General features: G+C 61.1%; 19 protein-coding genes. 3 read left to right on the plus strand and 16 right to left on the minus strand.

Going from position 1 to position 19,937, the window contains the following annotated elements; all coding sequences use genetic code 11:
• Positions 1-607: 607 nt before the first annotated feature.
• Positions 608-1,939: a glutamate/aspartate:proton symporter GltP gene (gene gltP / locus HX815_RS09825; RefSeq protein WP_003214787.1), complete on the plus strand. Its 1,332-nt coding sequence runs from the start codon at positions 608-610 to the stop codon at positions 1,937-1,939.
• Positions 1,940-2,038: 99 nt separating this feature from the next.
• A complete protein-coding gene (locus HX815_RS09830; RefSeq protein ID WP_003214785.1) occupies positions 2,039-3,268 on the plus strand; it encodes a nucleoside recognition domain-containing protein in 1,230 nt (409 codons plus the stop codon).
• Positions 3,269-3,354: 86 nt separating this feature from the next.
• Here the strand turns inward: HX815_RS09830 and HX815_RS09835 are convergent, their stop codons facing one another.
• From HX815_RS09835 to HX815_RS09875, 9 genes are all read right to left on the minus strand, one after another.
• Positions 3,355-4,014: an ABC-type transport auxiliary lipoprotein family protein gene (locus tag HX815_RS09835; protein WP_003214782.1), complete on the minus strand. Its 660-nt coding sequence runs from the start codon at positions 4,012-4,014 to the stop codon at positions 3,355-3,357.
• Positions 4,011-4,949 carry an MlaD family protein gene (locus tag HX815_RS09840; RefSeq protein WP_008439646.1) on the minus strand — a complete coding sequence of 313 codons (939 nt, stop codon included), beginning with the start codon at positions 4,947-4,949 and terminating at the stop codon, positions 4,011-4,013. Before HX815_RS09840 ends, HX815_RS09835 begins: the two co-directional genes overlap by 4 nt.
• Position 4,950: 1 nt before the next feature.
• Complete coding sequence (locus HX815_RS09845; RefSeq protein WP_003214778.1) at positions 4,951-5,754, minus strand: ABC transporter ATP-binding protein; 804 nt, start codon at positions 5,752-5,754, stop codon at positions 4,951-4,953.
• On the minus strand, positions 5,751-6,899 hold the full coding sequence (locus tag HX815_RS09850) for an ABC transporter permease (protein ID WP_032899919.1): 1,149 nt from the start codon (positions 6,897-6,899) through the stop codon (positions 5,751-5,753). Before HX815_RS09850 ends, HX815_RS09845 begins: the two co-directional genes overlap by 4 nt.
• Positions 6,900-6,954: 55 nt before the next feature.
• Positions 6,955-7,998, minus strand: coding sequence for a DUF5924 family protein (locus tag HX815_RS09855; RefSeq protein ID WP_003214774.1), 1,044 nt, complete (start codon positions 7,996-7,998; stop codon positions 6,955-6,957).
• Positions 7,999-8,069: 71 nt separating this feature from the next.
• Positions 8,070-9,452: a pitrilysin family protein gene (locus HX815_RS09860; protein ID WP_003214772.1), complete on the minus strand. Its 1,383-nt coding sequence runs from the start codon at positions 9,450-9,452 to the stop codon at positions 8,070-8,072.
• A gap of 58 nt (positions 9,453-9,510) precedes the next feature.
• On the minus strand, positions 9,511-11,169 hold the full coding sequence (locus tag HX815_RS09865) for a Na/Pi cotransporter family protein (RefSeq protein ID WP_003214770.1): 1,659 nt from the start codon (positions 11,167-11,169) through the stop codon (positions 9,511-9,513).
• Positions 11,170-11,383: 214 nt separating this feature from the next.
• On the minus strand, positions 11,384-12,151 hold the full coding sequence (locus HX815_RS09870; protein WP_003214768.1) for a TerC family protein: 768 nt from the start codon (positions 12,149-12,151) through the stop codon (positions 11,384-11,386).
• Positions 12,152-12,216: 65 nt separating this feature from the next.
• Entirely contained in the window at positions 12,217-13,524 is a 1,308-nt protein-coding gene (locus HX815_RS09875; protein WP_003214766.1) for a CitMHS family transporter, read from the minus strand.
• Positions 13,525-13,796: 272 nt separating this feature from the next.
• Between HX815_RS09875 and HX815_RS09880 the strand changes: the two genes are divergently transcribed.
• Complete coding sequence (locus HX815_RS09880) at positions 13,797-14,198, plus strand: GFA family protein (protein ID WP_177028127.1); 402 nt, start codon at positions 13,797-13,799, stop codon at positions 14,196-14,198.
• Here the strand turns inward: HX815_RS09880 and HX815_RS09885 are convergent.
• The 7 genes from HX815_RS09885 to HX815_RS09915 all read right to left on the minus strand — a co-directional run bounded on the left by HX815_RS09885 (position 14,195) and on the right by HX815_RS09915 (position 19,871).
• Positions 14,195-16,156, minus strand: coding sequence for a DUF4105 domain-containing protein (locus HX815_RS09885; RefSeq protein ID WP_087694540.1), 1,962 nt, complete (start codon positions 16,154-16,156; stop codon positions 14,195-14,197). The genes HX815_RS09880 and HX815_RS09885 overlap by 4 nt on opposite strands.
• Positions 16,153-16,473, minus strand: a complete 321-nt coding sequence (locus tag HX815_RS09890) for a DUF2388 domain-containing protein (protein WP_003214760.1) — start codon at positions 16,471-16,473, stop codon at positions 16,153-16,155. The genes HX815_RS09885 and HX815_RS09890 overlap by 4 nt, the downstream gene beginning before the upstream one ends.
• 26 nt (positions 16,474-16,499) lie before the next feature.
• Positions 16,500-16,808: a DUF2388 domain-containing protein gene (locus HX815_RS09895; protein WP_008439654.1), complete on the minus strand. Its 309-nt coding sequence runs from the start codon at positions 16,806-16,808 to the stop codon at positions 16,500-16,502.
• Positions 16,809-16,914: 106 nt separating this feature from the next.
• Entirely contained in the window at positions 16,915-17,235 is a 321-nt protein-coding gene (locus HX815_RS09900) for a DUF2388 domain-containing protein (protein ID WP_003214756.1), read from the minus strand.
• Positions 17,236-17,386: 151 nt separating this feature from the next.
• Complete coding sequence (locus HX815_RS09905; protein WP_003214754.1) at positions 17,387-17,581, minus strand: DUF1127 domain-containing protein; 195 nt, start codon at positions 17,579-17,581, stop codon at positions 17,387-17,389.
• Positions 17,582-17,843: 262 nt separating this feature from the next.
• A complete protein-coding gene (locus tag HX815_RS09910; RefSeq protein ID WP_003214752.1) occupies positions 17,844-18,059 on the minus strand; it encodes a DUF1127 domain-containing protein in 216 nt (71 codons plus the stop codon).
• Positions 18,060-18,377: 318 nt separating this feature from the next.
• On the minus strand, positions 18,378-19,871 hold the full coding sequence (locus HX815_RS09915) for an acetyl-CoA hydrolase/transferase family protein (protein ID WP_087694539.1): 1,494 nt from the start codon (positions 19,869-19,871) through the stop codon (positions 18,378-18,380).
• Positions 19,872-19,937 lie beyond the last annotated feature (66 nt).

Raw genomic sequence — 19,937 nt, forward strand, 5'->3', positions numbered from 1 at the left:
GTTTGGATCGGCGTGACCTACGGGGACAGGGAGTGCCTGCGCAAGGGCCGGGTCAGGTGAAAAGCTGCGACGCAAGTTCCCAAGCCGATGGTTTGTGGAACTTGCGACGGGCTTGCGGCTCCTATGCCCGCTTCTGTCATGCCGCCCATAGCGGCAATTCTCCTTTTTGCGTCCGCCCAACCATTTCTTGGTGTTTCCGCGTGACCATCTATCGAGAAAGTTTGTCTCCTGCCAGACGAGTTTTTCGATGGTATGCGTAGGAATTTTCAGGGGTTTTCAACTGCGACCGTAGATTTTCAAAAAACCCTGCGCGAGCCTGAAATGGCCGGTTCGCGGCATTTATGCCTGCCGAAATGTCGTATTCGAACTGACCGTTCAGACAGAAAAACTCAAAAAAACTCATGCCGATTCGGCATAGGGTAGGCGTTTACGGCATTAGACGTCGCCTCCTTGCATCGGAATAGTTGCGCCTTTTTTCGCCTGCCAGTGAGCCATATCGGCCAACTGCGGTGACCTTCTACGGGGGCAGATGCACACACTTTTTCGCTCTCGAGCGTTCCAGCTGCTGGCGCATCTGCCTGAGTCCACTTGAAGTAAGGGTAATGACATGAAGAAGGCAAAGCTAAGCCTCGCCTGGCAGATCCTCATCGGTCTGGTGCTGGGGATTGCAATCGGTGCGGTGCTTAACCATTTCAGTGCTGAAAAGGCCTGGTGGATCAGCAACGTGTTGCAGCCCGCTGGCGATATCTTTATCCGCCTGATCAAGATGATCGTTATCCCGATCGTGATTTCGTCGCTGATTGTCGGAATCGCCGGTGTTGGCGATGCGAAAAAGCTCGGCCGGATCGGCGTTAAAACCATCCTTTACTTCGAAGTGGTCACCACCATTGCCATTGTGGTCGGCCTGTTGCTGGCCAACCTGTTCCATCCGGGTACCGGCATCGACATGAGTACCCTGGGTACCGTCGACATTTCCAAATACACGGCCACCGCCGCCGAGGTCCAGCACGAGCACGCGTTCATCGAGACGATCCTCAACCTGATCCCGTCGAACATCTTCGCCGCCGTGGCCCGTGGCGACATGCTGCCGATCATCTTCTTCTCGGTGTTGTTCGGCCTCGGCTTGTCGAGCCTCAAGCCTGAATTGCGCGAGCCCCTGGTGACCATGTTCCAGGGCGTGTCCGAGAGCATGTTCAAAGTCACCCACATGATCATGAAATACGCCCCGATCGGTGTATTTGCCCTGATCGCGGTGACCGTCGCCAACTTCGGCTTCGCCTCGCTGCTGCCGCTGGCCAAGCTGGTGATCCTGGTTTACGTCGCCATCCTGTTCTTTGCTTTTGTGGTGCTGGGCCTGATCGCCCGCCTGTTCGGTTTCTCGGTGATCAAGCTGATGCGCATCTTCAAGGATGAGCTGGTGCTGGCCTACTCCACTGCCAGCTCTGAAACCGTGCTGCCGCGTGTGATCGAGAAGATGGAAGCCTACGGCGCGCCGAAGGCGATCTGCAGCTTCGTGGTACCGACCGGCTACTCGTTCAACCTCGACGGTTCGACCCTGTACCAGAGCATCGCGGCGATCTTTATCGCCCAGCTGTATGGCATCGACCTGTCGATTGGCCAGCAACTGATGCTGGTGCTGACCCTGATGGTCACCTCCAAAGGCATCGCCGGCGTACCGGGTGTGTCGTTCGTGGTACTGCTGGCGACCCTGGGCAGCGTGGGCATTCCGCTGGAAGGCCTGGCGTTCATCGCCGGTGTCGACCGCATCATGGACATGGCCCGTACCGCACTGAACGTGATCGGTAACGCCCTGGCCGTACTGGTCATCTCCCGTTGGGAAGGCATGTACGACGATGCCAAGGGCGAGCGCTACTGGAACTCCCTGCCGCACTGGCGCACCAAGCAAGCACTGCCGGCCGGCGAGACTACTCGCGGCTGACCGCCAGGACTGGCTCCTACACAAACCCCGGAAAATCCGGGGTTTGTCGTTTCTGCCAGCCCCGCTATCATTCGCCCCATCTTTCGGGGGATTCAACTGATGCTCAATGGCCTGTGGCTTGGCTTCTTTATCGTGGCGATGGTGTCTGCGCTGGCGCAATGGCTGATCGGCGGGAATGCCGGGATCTTTGCGGCCATGGTGGAAAGCATTTTCGCCATGGCCAAGCTGTCGGTCGAGGTGATGGTGTTGCTGTTCGGCACCCTGACCTTGTGGCTGGGCTTCCTGCGTATCGCCGAGAAAGCCGGGATCGTCGACTGGCTGGCCAAGGCCCTGGGGCCACTGTTCCGGCGCCTGATGCCGGAAGTGCCTGCCGGTCACCCGGCCATCGGCTTGATCACGCTCAACTTCGCCGCCAACGGACTGGGCCTCGATAACGCCGCTACGCCCATCGGCCTCAAGGCCATGAAGGCGCTGCAAGAGCTCAACCCTATCCCCAATACCGCCAGCAACGCGCAGATCCTGTTCCTGGTACTCAACGCGTCTTCCCTGACCCTGCTGCCGGTCACCATCTTCATGTACCGCGCCCAGCAAGGTGCGGCGGACCCGACGCTGGTGTTCCTGCCGATCCTGCTGGCCACCAGCGCCTCGACCCTGGTGGGTCTGTTGTCGGTGGCGGTGATGCAACGCCTGCGGCTGTGGGACCCGGTGGTGCTGGCGTATCTGATTCCGGGTGCGCTGGTACTGGGTGGCTTCATGGCCTTGCTGGCGACGCTCTCAGCCACTGCGCTGGCGGGGCTGTCGTCGATCCTCGGCAACCTCACGCTGTTCGGGCTGATCATGTTGTTCCTGGTGATCGGCGCGCTGCGCAAGGTGAAGGTCTACGAGGCGTTTGTCGAAGGTGCCAAAGAGGGCTTCGACGTTGCCAAGAACCTGCTGCCGTACCTGGTGGCGATGCTCTGTGCGGTGGGCGTGTTGCGGGCGTCCGGCGCGCTGGATTTCGGCCTGGAAGGCATTCGCCACGTGGTGGCCTGGACCGGCATGGACACGCGCTTTGTCGATGCGCTGCCGACCGCGATGGTCAAGCCGTTCTCCGGCAGTGCGGCGCGGGCGATGTTGATCGAGACGATGCAGACCCAGGGCGTGGACAGCTTCCCGGCGCTGGTGGCGGCGACGATTCAGGGCAGTACCGAGACCACGTTCTATGTGTTGGCGGTGTACTTTGGCTCGGTGGGAATCCAGCGGGCACGGCATGCGGTGGGGTGTGCGTTGTTGGCGGAGTTTGCTGGTGTGGTGGCGGCGATTGCGGTGTGCTACTGGTTCTTCGGCTAAGACCTGAATCCCTGTGGCGAGGGAGCTTGCTAACGTTGGGCCGCGAAGCGGCCCCAGTCAGTTATCGCAGGTGTGTCAGTCAAAGCTCATTGACTGGTTTTGGGGCTGCTGCGCAGCCCAACGGGAGCAAGCTCCCTCGCCACAAAAGCGCGGTTTCCCAGGCCGACGGCCCAATCCACCACCTGCCTGTTCAGCGCATCCCCAGCCTGACCAAACCCGGCCACCACCGCCGGCACCTTGGTATCCCCCACCGGCTGCCTCACCTCGAACCGCTTGCTGGCAATAATCCGTTGATCACTGCCGCGCACCAACCGTGCGTCCAGCCGTATCACCACTTCAACTGCGCTGCCGCGATACTCACTCTGAAACGCCTGCAACTGCCCGCCCAACTCAAAGTCCGCCTGCAGATTGGTCTCATCGGTACTGAGCAACGTCACCCGCCCATCCCGCTGGAACCCGTCCAACAACCGGTTACGCAACAGCACCGGTGCCGGATCGCTCCAGCGGGAATTCGCATAGCTGCTGATCAGGTCGCCATTAGGCACCACGGCAATCCGCGGGCTGTCGAGGAATTCGCTGGTCTGCGGCTTCGCCACCCGCAGCGACCAGGCCACCGGGCTGGCCTGCGTGGCGGCCTGCGCCGATGGCAACCGGTATACGTCCGAGGGATCCGCCTTCGGCAGGATGGAACACGCACTGACCAATACCAGCGCAACGGGGGCGATCATTTGGTACGCACGCTTCATGGCGTGAACTCCTTGTTCTTGTCGCTGCCCAGCAGGTAACCGCTGGGGTTGGCTTCCAGGCGGCGGGAAATGGCGCGCAACGAACCCAGGGTTTCGCGCAGCTCGCGCACTGCTGGCGCCAGTTCGTTGAGACCCTGCATGCCGCTGTTCAGGGAATCCTTGTTGTTGGTCAGCAAGGTGTCGATCGTGGCCGTGCTCTGTTGAAGGGACTGCATGGCCTTCTCGGCGCTGCCAAACACCTGCTTGCCCTGGTCGTTGAGCAAACCGTTGGCGTTGCGCATCAACGCGGTGGTTTGCTCCAGGGTGGCGCTGGCCTGTTTGCTCACCTGCATCAATTGCTGCATCACCACCTTGATGTCGCCGCGCTGATCGGCAATCGCGCCGGTGGTCTGTTGCAGGTTGTCCAGGGTATTGCTGAGGCGGTCGACGTTCTCCCGGGAGAACATGTGATTGGCGTTGTGCAGCAGCAAGTTGATGCTGGTCATCAGGTCGTTGCTGTTGTTCAGCAGTCGCGCGATCGGCGATGGCGACGCAATGATTTCCGGCAGGTTGCCGTCCTTGCCCTTGAGCTCAGGGCTTTGGGGCGTACCGCCGCTGAGCTGGATGATCGAGGTGCCAGTGATGCCGGTCAGGGCCAGCTTGGCCTGGGTGTCTTCCTTGATCGGCGTCTGCCCGGCCAGGCGGATGCGCGCCAGCACCCGGCGCGGGTCTTTCGGGTCGAGGCGCAGGCTGGTGACGTCGCCCACCTTGATCCCGCTGTACTGCACGGCACTGCCTTGGGACAGTCCGCTGACCGCCTCGTTGAACACCACTTCGTAATCCTGGAATGCGCTGTCGACGCTGGACTTGGCCAGCCACAGGCCAAACAGCATGGCGCCGACCACGACGATCACGCTGAACAGACCGATCATCACATGATGGGCTCGGGTTTCCATGTCATACCTCGTTGAGCAGTTGAGCGGCATCCAATGCCGCGCGGCCCCGTGGGCCATGGAAGTATTCGTGAATCCAGGCGTCGTCGGTTTCCGAGACGACATCGATGGCATCCGCCACCAGTACCTTTTTCTGCGCTAACACCGCTACACGGTCGGTGATGGTGTACAGCGTGTCGAGGTCGTGGGTGACCAGGAACACGCTCAGGCCCAGCGCATCGCGCAGGGTCAGGATCAGTTGATCGAAGGCGGCGGCGCCGATCGGGTCGAGGCCGGCGGTGGGTTCGTCGAGAAACAGGATGTCCGGGTCCAGCGCCAGGGCACGGGCCAGGGCCGCGCGCTTGATCATGCCGCCGGAGAGTGACGAGGGGTATTTGTCGGCGGCCGACAGCGGCAGCCCGGCCAACGCCAGCTTTACTGCCGCCAGGTGCTCGGCATCGGGACGGCTGAGGCCGGCATGCTCTATCAGTGGCAACGCAACGTTCTCGGTGACCGTCAGCGAGGAAAACAGCGCGCCCTTCTGGAACAGCACGCCGAAGCGCCGCTCCACCAGTGACCGCTCGTGTTCCGACAGGCTCGGCAAGTTCTGCCCGAACACCCGCACCTGGCCTTCGCTGGGCTGGCGCAAACCGATGATGCTGCGCAGCAGCACCGACTTGCCGCTGCCGGAGCCACCGACGACGGCGAGGATTTCACCCTTGTACAAGTCCAGGTCGAGGTTCTCGTGCACGCTTTGCGAACCAAACCGGTTGCACAGCCCGCGGACTTCGATCACCGCCTCAGTGGGCGCACGGCGCAGACGACTCACCAGCCCATCTCCATGAAAAACAGTGCGGCGACCGCATCCAGCACGATCACCACGAAAATCGATTGCACCACACTGGAGGTGGTGTGGGCGCCGACGGACTCGGCGCTGCCGCTGACCTTGAAACCTTCGAGGCAGCCGATGGCCGCGATAAGGAACGCGAAGATCGGCGCCTTGACCATGCCGACTAGGAAGTGCTGCACGCCAATGTCCGATTGCAGCAGCGACAGGAACATTGCCGGCGAAATATCCAGGGCCACGGCACACACCACACCGCCGCCGATAATGCCCGAGAGCATTGCCAGGAACGTCAGCATCGGCAGCGCCACCAGCAATGCCAGTACGCGGGGCAGCACCAGCAACTCCATCGGGTCGAGGCCCAGGGTGCGGATCGCATCGATCTCTTCGTTGGCCTTCATCGAGCCGATTTGTGCGGTGAAGGCACTGGCGGTGCGGCCCGCCATCAGGATCGCGGTGAGCAACACGCCGAACTCCCGCAGGAAGGAGAACGCCACCAGGTCCACGGTGAAAATGCTCGCGCCAAAACTGGCCAGCACCGTGGCACCGAGAAACGCCACCACTGCGCCCACCAGGAAGGTCAGCAAGGCCACGATGGGGGCCGCGTCGAGGCCGGTTTGTTCGATATGCGCAACCATTGGCGTCACGCGCCAGCGCTTGGGCCGGAATACGCCACGGGCGAAGGTTTCGAGGATCAGGCCGATAAAGCCCAGCAGTTTCATGCCGTCTTGCCAGACGGTGTAGACCGCGCCGCCGATGCGCGCCAGCAACATGATGCCGGCGGCTTCTTCCGGTTCCTTGACCGGCACACAGAAGTCGTTCAGAGAGCGGTAGACGGTTTTCAGTAACGCGCGGTCGGCGGTCGAGAGGCTGCAGTCGGTCTGTTCGGCGGACTGTTCGATGCGCTCGGGGCCGAGCAATTCCACCAGCAGCGAGGCGCCGGCCGTGTCCAGGGCGCCGAGGCCGTTAAGGTCGATACGTGCGCCAGCGTCGTACTGGCCGTCGAGCTTTTCCGACAGCTTCTTCAGGTTGGCATAGTGGGCAAGCGTCCAATCCCCTGTAATCCTCAGCAATGGAGGCTGGGTGGACGTGTCCAGATGGGCTGCACCGGCCGTTGTGCTACTGGTCATAAGCTCCGAGCTTGTTTGGCTATTCCAGAATTCCTACGTAATAGCACGATCCTGCCTACTTTGGCGCGTCTGGCGTTGTAGCGCCCTGACCGGGGTCAGTTACCTTGAAGCGCAACACGCCGATCACTTGGCCATCTTCGGTCAGCACCCGTACCTGCCAGCGTCCTACCGAGTCGGGGGGGAAGTTCTGCTTGTGGGTCCAGGCCCGATAACCTTCCTTGCGCCCGCCATGGATGTCCAGGGCGATGCGGTCGACTTCCTTGCCGTTGAATTTCCACACATGGTAGATCCGCTCATCCAGGCCGCGCGGCGCGTTGATCGCGGTGTAGGCATACAGCCCGCTGCTGCGCAGTTGGGCGGCGCTGACTTCTTTCAGGTCATCGCCGGGCGTGCGGTCCTGCAATTGGGTGCTGATGGCCACTTCGGTCATCCACAGCGTAGCGGGCGGCACCCAAGTGCGCAGGAACCAGCCGGCGCAACCAATCGCTGCGGTAACCCCCAACAGCATCGCCCAGCCCTTGATGCTACGCAGCGGCAGGCTCACGGCCAGGCTCGGGATAGAGAGCGCCATCGCCACGCCGAGGGCCAGTTTGTAACTCTCGGCGGTGGTCAGGTGCAGGATGATCGGCAGCGCGGTCAGCAGGGCTGCGAACAGGGTCAGGGTGTGCAGTGCGAGAAACAGCGAGCGCTTGGGTGCCAGCCACTTGTAGTACAGCGGGTCGGTGATCGATACCAGTGCCGCCGCGCCCAGCAGGCCGGTAAAGATCGACTGGCCGCTGTTCCAGGTGGTGGTGACAAAAAAGAACGGCAGGACAAAAAACAGGCTTTCCTGATGGATCATCTGCGTGGCGTAGCGCAGCAGCGGTTCGGGGATTTCCCGTTTGAAGACTTTGCTGAACAGTTGGGTGAGGCTGTTTTCGAGCATCAGCCATAACCAGCTCACCAGCATGATGATCGCGATCCAGCTGGCCATGCCTTGCTGGCGATCCACCAGGATGAAGCTGCCCACACCCGAGATGAAACCGCCGAGTGCAATCACCCCTGGGTAGCGCTTCATCAGCTCGAGGATGCGCTGGATGGTGTGGGTCAGGATAGGCATTCGGCAGTTCACAGTCTTTGTAGGAAAAATCCCAGACAGAATAACGTTTTAGCCGTTTTCTCGGGGCCCGATTACGCAATCCCTTTGCGATAACGCCACACGCCTAGTAAAACAATCGCAATCAGCCCCAGTGCGCCTGCGGCGATCCAGTTGAGGCTATCGTAGCTGAACAACGGTTTCTCGATGCGCCAGTAGCCGTTCTGCTTGAACAGCTCGCGCATGGCCTGGTTGGCTTGCTCCAGGCTGACGGCCTTGATGCGCTTGGCCGGGTCGCTGAAATGCCCTTTGGCGTAGTCGCCCGAGGCACTCCAGTAATAGTCGGCCAACGCGCTGTTGCCTTGAACGGCCCACGCCTGGCGGGCAATGGCGGCTTGTTGCAGGCGGGCGAAGGTGGCCGGGTCGAGGCCGTCCTTGAGCAACTGGGCCCTGAGGGTTTCCAGCACGTGCTCGGCTTCGGGCAGGTTGTCGCGTTCAAGGTCGGCGTTGAGGCTCATGAAGCCGACGCCGCCCAGCACTTCGCGCTCGCTCCATGGGCCATAGGACAAGCCGTGCTGCAAGCGCAATTGACGATACAGCGCCCAATCCAGGTAGTCCTTGAGCAGGTCGAAGGTTTCATCGTACTGGTCGTCCAGCACCGGCTCGGGGAATAACCAGTGCAGCTTGGCGTTGTCACCGACCCAGCCATGGATCAGGTCGCGGCGGACGGCGGCGGCGTGTTGAATCTCCGGCAACGGGCGATGTTCGCTGGGGTCAACCGGATCCAGTGCGCCGTAGGTGCGTTCGAGATAGGCCGGCAGCAGCTTGTCGAGGTCGCCGACGATGATCAGGGTCATGTTGTTGGGGGCGTACCAGGCCTTGCGCAGCTTTTCCAACTGGTCGCGGGTCAGGTGCTCGACTTCGGCCCGCTCGGCGCATTTGAGCCCCAGTTCGACGGCAAGCTGACTGCTGGCCTTGTGGCCGAGGTCCTGGCGGTCCAGCAGCCGTTGCAGGTGTGAGTAATGGCCGCCGTCTTCGCGCTCCACCACCTGTTTGGCGGCATTGATGTTGGCGTCGGTCAGTTGGGTGCGGGTGATGATGGCCAGCAGCAGGTCGAGCACCTTGCGCTGGTTCTGCGCCGGAGCCTCGATGACGAAAGTGGTGTCGGCATTGCTGGTGTAGGCGTTCCAGTCGCCGCCGAGGGCTTGCATGCGTTCTTCCAGCTCACCTTCGCCGCCACCGTCGATTCCGCTGAACAGCAAATGCTCCAGCAGGTGCGGCAGTTCCTTGTCTTCGCAACTGAAGTCATCCAGGCCCACACCCACCACCAGGCGGATTGCCACGTGGCCGCGTTCGGTGCCCGGCTTGAGCAGCAATTGCAGGCCGTTGGGCAGGGTGTAGCCCTCGACTTGCAGGCGGTCAAAGGCAAAGGTGTGTGCCGAACCCATGAGCAGGCAGGCGAATAGCAGGCGACGCATAACAGGCTTCCTGGCGAGTGAGGTCCGTTGTTAACTGACTTCACTCGCCGTCGTACGTTCAGGGCGAATGGGTGATGTCGGCAATATCGTCCGCCGAGAGGGCGCCGGTGTCGGTGGTTTCCAGCACCACATAAGCGCTGCTGCAGAACAGCGAGTTGAGACGCTTCATGTCGGCAATCAGCTCCAGGTGCAAGGAACTGGTCTCCAGGCTCTGTACGATTTTACGTTGCAAGCGGCTGACGTGGGCGTGGGCCAGGCGACGCTCCTGGGCGCGGAAGCGGCGCTTTTCCCGCAGCAGTTGCCGGGCGCTTTCCGGGTCGGCACTGAGGAACACCGAGAGCCCCAGGCGCAGGTTGGCGATCAGTTGGGTTTGCAGGCCCGCGAGTTCCTCCAGGCCGACTTCGGAGAATGAACGGCGCTGGGAGGTCTTTTGCTGCTGGACCTTGCGCAGCATGCGTTCGATCAGGTCGCCGGCCAGTTTCAGGTTGATCGACAGTTCGATGATCTCGGCCCAGCGTCGGCTGTCCTGTTCGCTGAGGTCTTCCCGGGGCATTTGCGCGAGGTAGAGCTTGATCGCGCTGTAGAGCGCCTCGACATCGTCGCTCAGGCTGCGCATTTCCTGGGTGATGGCGGTTTGCTTGCCGCGCAGCACCTCCAGCATCGAGGTCAGCATGTTGTCGATCAGGTCGCCCAGACGCAGGGTTTCGCGGGCGGCGTTGGCCAGTGCCAGGCTTGGGGTGGCGAGTGCTGCCAGGTCCAGGTGGCGCGGCTTGGCCAGGCCGTTGACCTCTTCGCGTTCCGGGAGCAACCAGGCGCACAAGCGGGACATCGGGCCGATGGTGGGCAGCAGGATCAGGCAGCGAATAACGTTATAGAGCAGGTGGAAGGTGATCACCATGCCTTGGGCGCTGTAGTCCAGGTTATCCATCCAGCCGACCAGCGGGTCGAGTACCGGGATGATCAGCAGCAAGCCGATCAGCTTGTACAGCAGGCTGCCCAGGGCCACCTGGCGCCCGGCGGCGTTCTGCATGCTGGTGCTGAGGAAGGCCAGCACGCCGCTGCCGATGTTGGCGCCGATCACCAGGCCGATGGCCACGTGCAGGCCGATCACGCCGGCACCGGCGAGGGTCGCGGTCAGCAGGACGGCGGCCAGGCTGGAGTAGGAAATCATCGCGAACAGTGCGCCGACCAGGGCATCGAGCAAGATGTCGCCGGTCAGCGAGGCGAACAGGACCTTGACGCCCTGCGCGTGGGTGATCGGGCCCGCGGCTTCGACGATCAGTTGCAGCGCAAGGATGATCAGCCCGAGGCCGATCCCGACACGGCCCATCTGCCCGGCGCGTGTCTGTTTGCGCGACAGGAAGAAAATCACCCCGAGGAAAATCAACAGCGGCGACAGCCACGACAGGTCAAAGGTCAGCACCCGGGCCATCAGCGCGGTACCGACATCGGCACCGAGCATGGTCGCCAGGGCGGGCATCAGGCCCATCAGGCCCTGGCCGACAAACGAAGTCACCAGCATCGCCGTGGCGTTGCTGCTTTGCACCATGGCCGTCACCAGGATGCCGGCGATAAACGCCAGCCAGCGCTTGGACATGTTCTGCCCGATGACCTGGCGCAAGTTGGAGCCGTAGACCCGCAGGATGCCGGTACGGACGATGTGCGTGCCCCAGATCAGCAGGGTTACCGCGGAAAGCAGATTGAGCAGGGTCAGCATGCTGGGCCCCCTGTGTTGAGTCGTGCTCCAATCGGAGCAAGTGAATAGTGCCGCGTGCCGTTCTACGTCTTGTACTTAAGCTGTAGTTGGCGAATGGGCTCGGCGCCAGCATCGCATAGCTAAAGTCGGGATTGAAACAAAACTGTCATGAAATCAGCTTTTTGCAGATGAAAAAAAGGGGCTCTAAAGCCCCTTTTTCAGCAGCGGGTCCAGGTTATTGACCCGGAATGTCCTTGCGCAGTTTCACAGGGTCCTGCTGTTTCTTCTTTTTCGCGATGGCGGTACGCATCTTGATGTTCACCGCTTCAACCGCCAGGGAGAATGCCATGGCGAAGTAAACGTAGCCTTTTGGCACGTGAACGTCGAAGGCTTCGGCGATCAGCACGGTACCCACCACCAGCAGGAACGACAGCGCCAGCATCTTCAGCGACGGGTGTTTGTCGATGAAATCGCTGATGGTGCCGGCGGCCAGCATCATCACCAGTACGGCGACGATGATCGCGGCCACCATCACCGGTACGTGGGAAACCATACCGACGGCGGTAATCACCGAGTCCAGGGAGAACACGATGTCGATGATCGCGATCTGGATGATGGTGTAGATGAACTTGCCACCGGCGCCCTTCGGCTCGTCGTGGGTTTCGTCTTCACCTTCCAGGGCGTGGTACATCTCCTGGGAGCTTTTCCACAGCAGGAACAGGCCACCGAAGAACAGGATCAGGTCGCGGCCGGAAATGCCTTGGCCGAACACCACGAACAGATCGTCGGTGAGGCGCATGACCCAAGTGATCGACAGCAGCAACAGGATCCGCGTGACCATCGCCAGCGCCAGGCCGAAGATCCGGGTACGCGCCTGCATGTGCTTGGGCATGCGGCTGACCAGGATCGAAATCATGATGATGTTATCGATGCCCAGGACGATCTCGAGGGCCGTCAGGGTGAAGAAGGCAATCCAGATTTCCGGATTGGTCAGCCATTCCATGTGTATTCCTTTGAGCGAGTGTTAGACCGCGCCAGCCTTAAGAGCCGGCGCAGTGAGTTGTACGATTATAGAGTGCTGAACAGCGGAAAAATCCCCATCAGCAAAGCGGCGACCATTATGCACAGGCACACCAGCACCGCCCACTTGAGGGTGAAGCGCTGGTGATCGCCAAATTCGATACCCGCCAGGGCTACCAGCAAGTAGGTCGATGGAACCAGTGGGCTCAACAAGTGCACAGGCTGGCCAACGATCGAGGCGCGGGCCATTTCCACGGCAGTGATGCCGTAGTGGCTGGCGGCTTCGGCCAGTACCGGCAGAACGCCGTAGTAGAAGGCATCGTTGGACATGAAGAAGGTAAACGGCATGCTCACCAGCGCGGTGATCACGGCCAGATAAGGCCCCAGCGCGTCAGGGATGACGGCCAGCAGGCTCTTGGACATGGCATCGACCATGCCGGTACCGGACAGGATGCCGGTGAAGATACCGGCGGCGAAGATCAGGCCGGTGACCGCCAGGACGCTGCCGGCATGGGCGGCGATCCGGTCTTTCTGCATCTGCAGGCATGGGTAGTTGACGATCATCGCGATACTGAAGGCCACCATGAACAGTACTGGCAGTGGCAACAGGCCGGCGATCAAGGTGCACATCAGGGCGAAGGTCAGTGCGCCGTTGAACCAGATCAGTTTCGGACGGCGGGCGTCCGGGTATTGCGAGACGCTGATTTCGCTGTGGTCGATTTCATCGCCTTGCAGGTGCAGCTCGCCCAGGCGTGCCCGTTCGCGCTTGCCGTACATATAGGCAATCACCAGGATGGCGACGACGCCGGCGGCCATGGCTGGAATCATCGGGACGAAAATATCCGATGGGTCCACGTGCAATGCACTGGCGGCGCGGGCGGTCGGGCCACCCCATGGGGTCATGTTCATCACCCCACCGGCGAGGATGATCAGGCCGGCCATGATCCGCGGGCTCATGCCGATGCGCTGGTACAGCGGCAGCATGGCGGCCACGCAGATCATGTAGGTGGTGGCGCCGTCTCCGTCCAGTGATACCACCAGGGCCAGCACGGCGGTGCCGACCGAGACCTTCAGCGGGTCGCCCTTGACCAGCTTGAGGATCTTGCGCACGGCCGGGTCGAACAGGCCGGAGTCGATCATCAAGGCGAAATAGAGGATGGCAAACATCAGCATTACGCCGGTCGGCGCAAGCTTGGTGATGCCCGCGAGCATCATCGGGCCGATCTGCGGGGCAAAGCCGCCGAACAGCGCGAACAGGATCGGTACGATGATCAGGGCGATCAGCGCAGACAGGCGCTTGGTCATGATCAGGAACATGAACGTGATGACCATGGCAAAGCCAAGGAAAGTCAGCATAGGAATACTCCAGGCGTAGCGCGGCTAGGGAATGGCGAACCGGTTGGGTCAGCGCAGAACGAAAGGCACGGGGCGTACGGGTGGAGTCGGGGCAAACAGGCGGGTACGAGCGGACATCGGGAATCACCATTGTTGTTGTTAACAACCGGTCTGTTGCCGGTAGTGGTGGGCGATCCTAGTCCCGGAAGCTTTCAGCCAGCTTTCGCTTGAGAAACGGGCTACGTTGAATGGACGACTGGTCCTGTGTGAAATAAGGATGTGGGAGACAGAGCATGCATGAGCAACACCAAGGCGGCTGCCATTGCGGGCGGGTGCGTTATCAGTTCAGCGGGGCGTTGGTGGATATTGCCCACTGCCACTGTTCGATTTGCCGACGGGTCAGCGGCGGCTTGGTGACGACCTGGATCACCCTGCCCCGTTCCGCGTTCGCCTGGGTGGCGGGAACGCCGGCGCAGTACGAATCTTCGCCGACATGCGTGCGGTATCTTTGTTCTAACTGTGGGGCGCATTTGGCGCTGGTAACGCAACTGAGTGCCGAGAGTATCGATGTGACCATCGCAACCCTGGATCACCCGGAGCTGGCCCCGGCAGATCGGCACATCTGGGTAGAGAGCCGATTGCCGTGGTTACACCTGGATGAGCAACTACCGGAAGAAGACGGAGAAGCGCTCTAGGGCAGCTCGAACCCGCCGGAGGCCTTGTGCAGTGCGCGCAAGTGCTCGCCTAGCTGCTTGAGGTTGGCTTCACATGCGGCAATCTCCGCCGCGCGGGCCGGTTCCAGCAGCGCCCTCACCTCTTTGTCCAGATCGCCGGTCAGCGACTGCAACTGCTTCTGGCGCGCGGCGCTCTCTGATTCCAGGCGTTTGGATTCTGTTGGTTGTGGCAAGCCGTAACCGCTGGTGCCCAGCAGCTCTGCCGGGCGACTGAGGAAGCCACTGTTGGCGAGGATCTGCTGCAACGTCGCGTTGGCCTTTTCCATGCCGCCGTTCTTCAGCTCGCGGGCGCCAAGGTAGCGTTGCTTGACTTCATCCTGGGCCAGCATGAGCTGCTTGCGGAAGCTCGCCTGTTCCAGCAGCAACAAGGCGGCGCTGGCGCGCAGGTCGGCTTCGGCGAACCATGGGCGGCGCTCTTCGGCACTCAGTGACAACCAATCCTCCACTTCAGCCTGTTTGATCGGCAGGCGCTTTTTCAACACCTCGAACATCGCCTGGTAGCGCTCGCGGAAGGAGTCGAAGTGATAGCCGAGGCGCAGCGCGCGTTTTTTGTCGTCCAGCACACTGGTATCGGCCAGGCCTCGGCCCTTGAGGACTTCCAGCAGGCCATTAGGCGTGATGTTGTCCAGGCCGGTCAGCTGCGGGTTGGCGCTGCCGCTGCGTAACAGTTTCAGGCTCTCGACTGCGCAGTTGTTGGAGATGAAGAAGTAGTTGCCGTCGTAGCTCCAGTGCATTTCGGCGGCATGTTCGACGGTGTCGTTGATCTCCTGGCGCGTGAGCTTCAACGGCACCGACGCCAGGCCGCGCAGCTCGGTCTTGGTGTACTCGTCGATGACCTGAGACAGCGGCAGCACGAACAGCCGCGACGGGTATTTGCCGATCAGGCCGTCCCAGCTCGACAGTTGTACGTCACCGACAAACGCGCGGTAGGACAACACCAGGTGCTGGTCCAGGTCCAGGCGGCAGTCCGGGCCCCGTGGCCGGCCGGGGGCGCAGATCACCAGGCGCAGCATGCTGTGGCCCCAGCGACTCACGAGGTTCTGGTTGGCTTCGGCCAGCAGGTAGTCGATTTCGTAGACCCGCTCGGGGTCGACTTGGCCCAGTGGAGTCTTGGCGAAGTCGTTGCCGGCGTTGAGGAAGGCGTAGGTTTTGGCACAGGTGTCCTGGGCGGGCGGCGCCCAGCCAAAGTGTTCCTTGTAATAGCGGTACAGCGAAGGCCGGCGGCAGGCATAGCTCGGGTCGAGGAGGAAGTACTCCATGTTGACGGCGACGAATTCCAGCGGGCTGGTGGTTTCGTAGATGTCCGGGCTGCGGGCGACCTGATGGTTGTTCTGTTCACGTTCGCCGCGACGGCCGACGTATTGCGGCCACCCGGCGAGGTCCAGCAGGCGTGGGTCATCGCTGAGGGTAAAGCGGCGGTCGTTCTGGCCCCGGCATTGATCGGGCAGGCCGATCAGGCCGGTGATGTTGTTCTGGCGGCTGCAACGCTGGATCAGCTTGCGGTCGGCGCTGGACCACAGGCGGGCACGGTCATAGATGTGGGTCAGTTCATGCAGCACGGTGGCGAGCATTTCCCGGCGCACGGTGCCGTGGGGGCGATTGGTTTTTTGCGTCGCGGCACTGCCGTCGGTAAGGCTTTCCAGCAAGTTGCTGTTGAGGTCCAGTTCGGACACCAGCGAAGCCTGGCCGTAGGCGTTCTCGGGCATCTTGTCGGTCCAGCCGACGTCGATGGTCCGGTCCAGTTGCTCGATGAAGCGCGGCGGCAACGCCTGCATCGCTTCATCCAGCAATGCCTGGCTCGCCTGCTGCTGGGCCGGGCTCAAGCCATCGGTCTTGAGCCGCAGTTGCAGGGCGGCCTGAGCCGCGCTGGCGCCCAGCAGCAAGGTGCCGGCCAGTAGCCAGGCGGCAATGCGCCTCACAGAGAGAGGATAGCTTCGGCGAGGACCTGGTCGCTGGCGTCGCGGGCTTCCGGCACGCGGGTTCGCAGGGTGTCGAAGGCGGCTTCCAGTTGAGCGCCACGAATCTCGCCATTGCTGGCGACGAAACTGGCGGCATCGTCGTGGGCTTCGCGTACGACTTTGGAGTCGCGGATGGACGTGGTGGTGTCCGAGGTGAAATCGATGGTACGGGCCGAGGCTCGGACGATGATGTTACTGGTGGCCTTCAGGGTTTGTGCCTGGGCAACACCGGCCAACAACAGCAGGCCGAGAGCGGCGGCGATCAGCGGGCTACGCATGGAATGACTCCGAAATACAAAGATGATTATTGGACGAGAATTGCTTGCGCCAGTTCAAGGTCACTGGCGTTAAGTTTTGGCTGGGTATGGCGCAGATAATCCAGCGCTGATTCCAGTCGGGCTCCCCGCCATTGGCCGTCAGTGGCAATGAAAGCGGCAGCGTCATCCTGGGCGGCCAGTATCAGTTTATGGTCGAACGGTGCGGAGGTCACTTTGCTGGTGGCATACGCACTGACAACGAGGCTCTGGGTGGACAGGTCAAAGGCCGGAGCTTGCGTGGACCAGCAGGTGCAAAACACTACGGGAGCGATCAACAGGCGGTATGAAAAAGCCATGGGACTCGACAACTGAAAACGAGCGCCAAGGCTAGCGCAATGCCCGGGCGAGAGCCAGCGCGGAGGGTTCGGGGAGCGCCTGGCGCCCCCTTTATCCCACCTGCGGTCAGATGGCCAGGATCGCCTGGGCCAGCTGCGCGTCAGTCGCGGTATTCAGTTGTGGAGCCTGTTGGCGGATCTGGGCCAGGGCGCTTTCCAGTTTTACGCCACGGATGGCGCCTTCGCTGGCAACGAAGCTGGCGGCGTCGTCACGGGCAGCACGTACGACCTTGTTGTCACGCAGGGAGGAAGTGGCATCGGAGGTGGCGTCTGAGGTGGCTTTCAGTGCGCCGACGATCGAATCCGTGGTCACGATCAGGCTGGAGGCGTTGGCATTGGCAACCAGGGCCAGCAGAGCTGCAGCGCTCAGCAGGTGAAGACGGGACATGGGGTGACTCCTGTAAATGAACGAAAGGGTGGCACAAAGCTACTGCTTGAGCAGCGAGACCATGGGCATCAGACGCCCGTTCTACAGGGTTCGCCACGTGGTAGCCGGATATTAGCCGCCGCTTATCTGTTCGGATAGCTTCCTGCGGTGATTACTCGCGCCAGAACGATTTGGCCAGCTCAGATGCCCGGTCGCCGTGACTGATACCCGCATCGGACAATTCCCGCGGATCCAGTTGAGCCAGCAGCCTGCGTGTGCGGGCCCGTTGCCCCCAGCAGACGAGTGCTGCAGCGGTGCGCTTGAGTAGCTGTATCAACCGAGGGTGTTGCTGGTTTTTGGTATTCATGACGCGCGCCTTTCATGAGGTCCTGGAACACCATCTTGGGCTGGAGGGTGCTACCGGTACAGATACACGCGGGTTAAATTGTACTGCTTAATTGTTATATTTTTTAAACTGTATCGGTCTGTAGAAAGCCGACTGTTTTCGCCATTGAAAATCCAAACCCCAGAAACAGCAGAACCCGCCGCCGGTTACCCGGGGCGGGTTCTGCTTTAACAATTCGGAGTGCTGGCGGTGGACCCGGTGGGTCAGGGCCAGCGGACGCTAATTAGCGCCAGAACGGCTTGCTCAGCTCTTCGTAGCGTTGTGCTTCGCTGATACCGGCGTCAGCCAGCAGACGCGAATCCAGACGAGCCAGTTGATGGCGGCTGGAGATGCGGCGCTGCCACAACATCAGGTTGGCGAGAACGCGCAGAGGCAGGGAAGCCTGGGTGTTTACAGCTTTTTCTTCGAAGAACAGATCGGAACTGAGTGTACGTTCCATGATGACATCCTTCCGCTTGTGGCGGGATTAGGTAGTGGTTTAACTGGTGCCAATGATCCTCCTCCCAGGCAAGACTCTCTAGATACAGTTCACCTGTATTGTGAGGGGCCAGTTAACTGTTTATAGGGGCTGTACTGTACGAAATTGGGGCAACTGTACCTGTCGGCACTTTTATGGTGCGTTTTAGGCGTTTATGGAGTTCGAGGTAGGATATTTCAGTAGGAAATGACCGGTACAGCAGTACAGTTTTTTATAAAAGTTGGGCTCGGAAGCTCGGGCTGATGAAACTGTGTTTGCATCAGCCCGAATCTGTATCAATCACGCCTTCAGCATATGCCCGGTTTCTTCCAGGTTGATGTGCCAACTCAGTGCTTCTCGCAGGATATGCGGGGTGTGCCCGCCCAGCACACAGGCTTGGGTGAAGTAGGTGTTCAGGGCATCGCGGTACGCCGGGTGCACACAGTTGTCGATGATGACCCGAGCCCGCTCCCGCGGCGCCAGGCCCCGCAGGTCCGCCAGGCCGACCTCGGTCACGAGGATGTCGACGTCATGCTCGGTATGGTCCACATGGCTGACCATTGGCACCACGCTGGAAATCGCGCCGGCCTTGGCAATCGACTTGGTGACAAAGATCGCCAGGTGCGCGTTGCGCGCAAAGTCGCCCGAGCCGCCAATTCCGTTCATCATCCGGGTGCCGCAGACGTGGGTGGAGTTGACGTTGCCATAGATGTCGAACTCCAGCGCGGTGTTAATGCCGATGATGCCCAGGCGCCGCACCACTTCCGGGTGATTGGAGATTTCCTGGGGCCGCAGCACCAATTTGTCTTTGTAGCGCTCCAGGTTGCCGAACACGTCGGCGTTGCGCCGTTCCGACAATGTGATCGAACTGCCTGAGGCAAAGCTCAGCTTGCCTGCGTCGATCAGGTCGAATGTGGAATCCTGGAGGACTTCCGAATACATCGTCAGGTCTTCGAAGGGCGACTCGATCAAACCGCACATCACCGCATTGGCAATGTTGCCGATGCCTGCCTGCAGCGGGCCGAGCTTGTTGGTCATGCGTCCGGCGTCGACTTCTTCTTTAAGGAAGTTGATCAGGTGATTGGCGATCGACTGGGTGTCGCTGTCGGGCGGCGTCACGGTGGAGGCCGAATCCGCCTGATTGGTGATGACGATCGCGACGATCTTTTCCGGCGGAATCGGAATCGCGGTGCTGCCGATACGGTCGTCCACGGCCACCAGCGGAATTGGCGTGCGGGTCGGGCGATAGCTCGGGATATAGATGTCGTGCAGGCCTTCCAGGTTCGGGTTATGCGCCATGTTGATCTCGACGATCACCTGCTTGGCGAAAATCGCGAAACTGGCAGAGTTGCCCACGGAAGTGGTTGGCACAATGTGGCCTTGCTCGGTGATCGCTACGGCTTCGATCACCGCGATGTCCGGTAGCTTGAGCTGATTGTTGCGCAGCTGCTCGACGGTTTCCGACAAATGCTGGTCGATAAACATCACCTCGCCGGCGTTGATCGCCTTGCGCAGGGTGCTATCTACCTGGAATGGCATGCGTCGCGACAGTACACCGGCTTCGGTCAGTTGCTTGTCCAGGTCGTTGCCCAGGCTGGCGCCGGTCATCAGGGTAATTTTCAGCGGTGATGTCTTGGCGCGTTCGGCCAAGGCGTGGGGCACGGCCTTGGCCTCACCGGCGCGGGTGAAGCCGCTCATGCCGACGGTCATGCCGTCCTGGATCAGTGCGGCAGCGTCAGCCGCGCTCATGACCTTGTTCAACAACGAAGGCAAGCGGATACGATCACGGTACATGGATTGTTATCTCGGGCTACGGAAGCAAGATGCGCAGTCTAGTGATTTCAAAAAATTTCGTCCCGC

This window comes from Pseudomonas sp. E6002 (genome assembly GCF_013385565.1).
Lineage (GTDB): Bacteria > Pseudomonadota > Gammaproteobacteria > Pseudomonadales > Pseudomonadaceae > Aquipseudomonas.

Bases quoted from the DNA above. Each gene is read 5' to 3' on its own strand.
- gltP (WP_003214787.1), top strand. From the start codon at position 608: ATGAAGAAGGCAAAGCTAAGCCTCGCCTGGCAGATCCTCATCGGTCTG.
- HX815_RS09830 (WP_003214785.1), top strand. From the start codon at position 2,039: ATGCTCAATGGCCTGTGGCTTGGCTTCTTTATCGTGGCGATGGTGTCT.
- HX815_RS09835 (WP_003214782.1), bottom strand. From the start codon at position 4,014: ATGAAGCGTGCGTACCAAATGATCGCCCCCGTTGCGCTGGTATTGGTC.
- HX815_RS09840 (WP_008439646.1), bottom strand. From the start codon at position 4,949: ATGGAAACCCGAGCCCATCATGTGATGATCGGTCTGTTCAGCGTGATC.
- HX815_RS09850 (WP_032899919.1), bottom strand. From the start codon at position 6,899: ATGACCAGTAGCACAACGGCCGGTGCAGCCCATCTGGACACGTCCACC.
- HX815_RS09855 (WP_003214774.1), bottom strand. From the start codon at position 7,998: ATGCCTATCCTGACCCACACCATCCAGCGCATCCTCGAGCTGATGAAG.
- HX815_RS09860 (WP_003214772.1), bottom strand. From the start codon at position 9,452: ATGCGTCGCCTGCTATTCGCCTGCCTGCTCATGGGTTCGGCACACACC.
- HX815_RS09865 (WP_003214770.1), bottom strand. From the start codon at position 11,169: ATGCTGACCCTGCTCAATCTGCTTTCCGCGGTAACCCTGCTGATCTGG.
- HX815_RS09870 (WP_003214768.1), bottom strand. From the start codon at position 12,151: ATGGAATGGCTGACCAATCCGGAAATCTGGATTGCCTTCTTCACCCTG.
- HX815_RS09875 (WP_003214766.1), bottom strand. From the start codon at position 13,524: ATGCTGACTTTCCTTGGCTTTGCCATGGTCATCACGTTCATGTTCCTG.
- HX815_RS09880 (WP_177028127.1), top strand. From the start codon at position 13,797: ATGCATGAGCAACACCAAGGCGGCTGCCATTGCGGGCGGGTGCGTTAT.
- HX815_RS09890 (WP_003214760.1), bottom strand. From the start codon at position 16,473: ATGCGTAGCCCGCTGATCGCCGCCGCTCTCGGCCTGCTGTTGTTGGCC.
- HX815_RS09895 (WP_008439654.1), bottom strand. From the start codon at position 16,808: ATGGCTTTTTCATACCGCCTGTTGATCGCTCCCGTAGTGTTTTGCACC.
- HX815_RS09900 (WP_003214756.1), bottom strand. From the start codon at position 17,235: ATGTCCCGTCTTCACCTGCTGAGCGCTGCAGCTCTGCTGGCCCTGGTT.
- HX815_RS09905 (WP_003214754.1), bottom strand. From the start codon at position 17,581: ATGAATACCAAAAACCAGCAACACCCTCGGTTGATACAGCTACTCAAG.
- HX815_RS09910 (WP_003214752.1), bottom strand. From the start codon at position 18,059: ATGGAACGTACACTCAGTTCCGATCTGTTCTTCGAAGAAAAAGCTGTA.
- HX815_RS09915 (WP_087694539.1), bottom strand. From the start codon at position 19,871: ATGTACCGTGATCGTATCCGCTTGCCTTCGTTGTTGAACAAGGTCATG.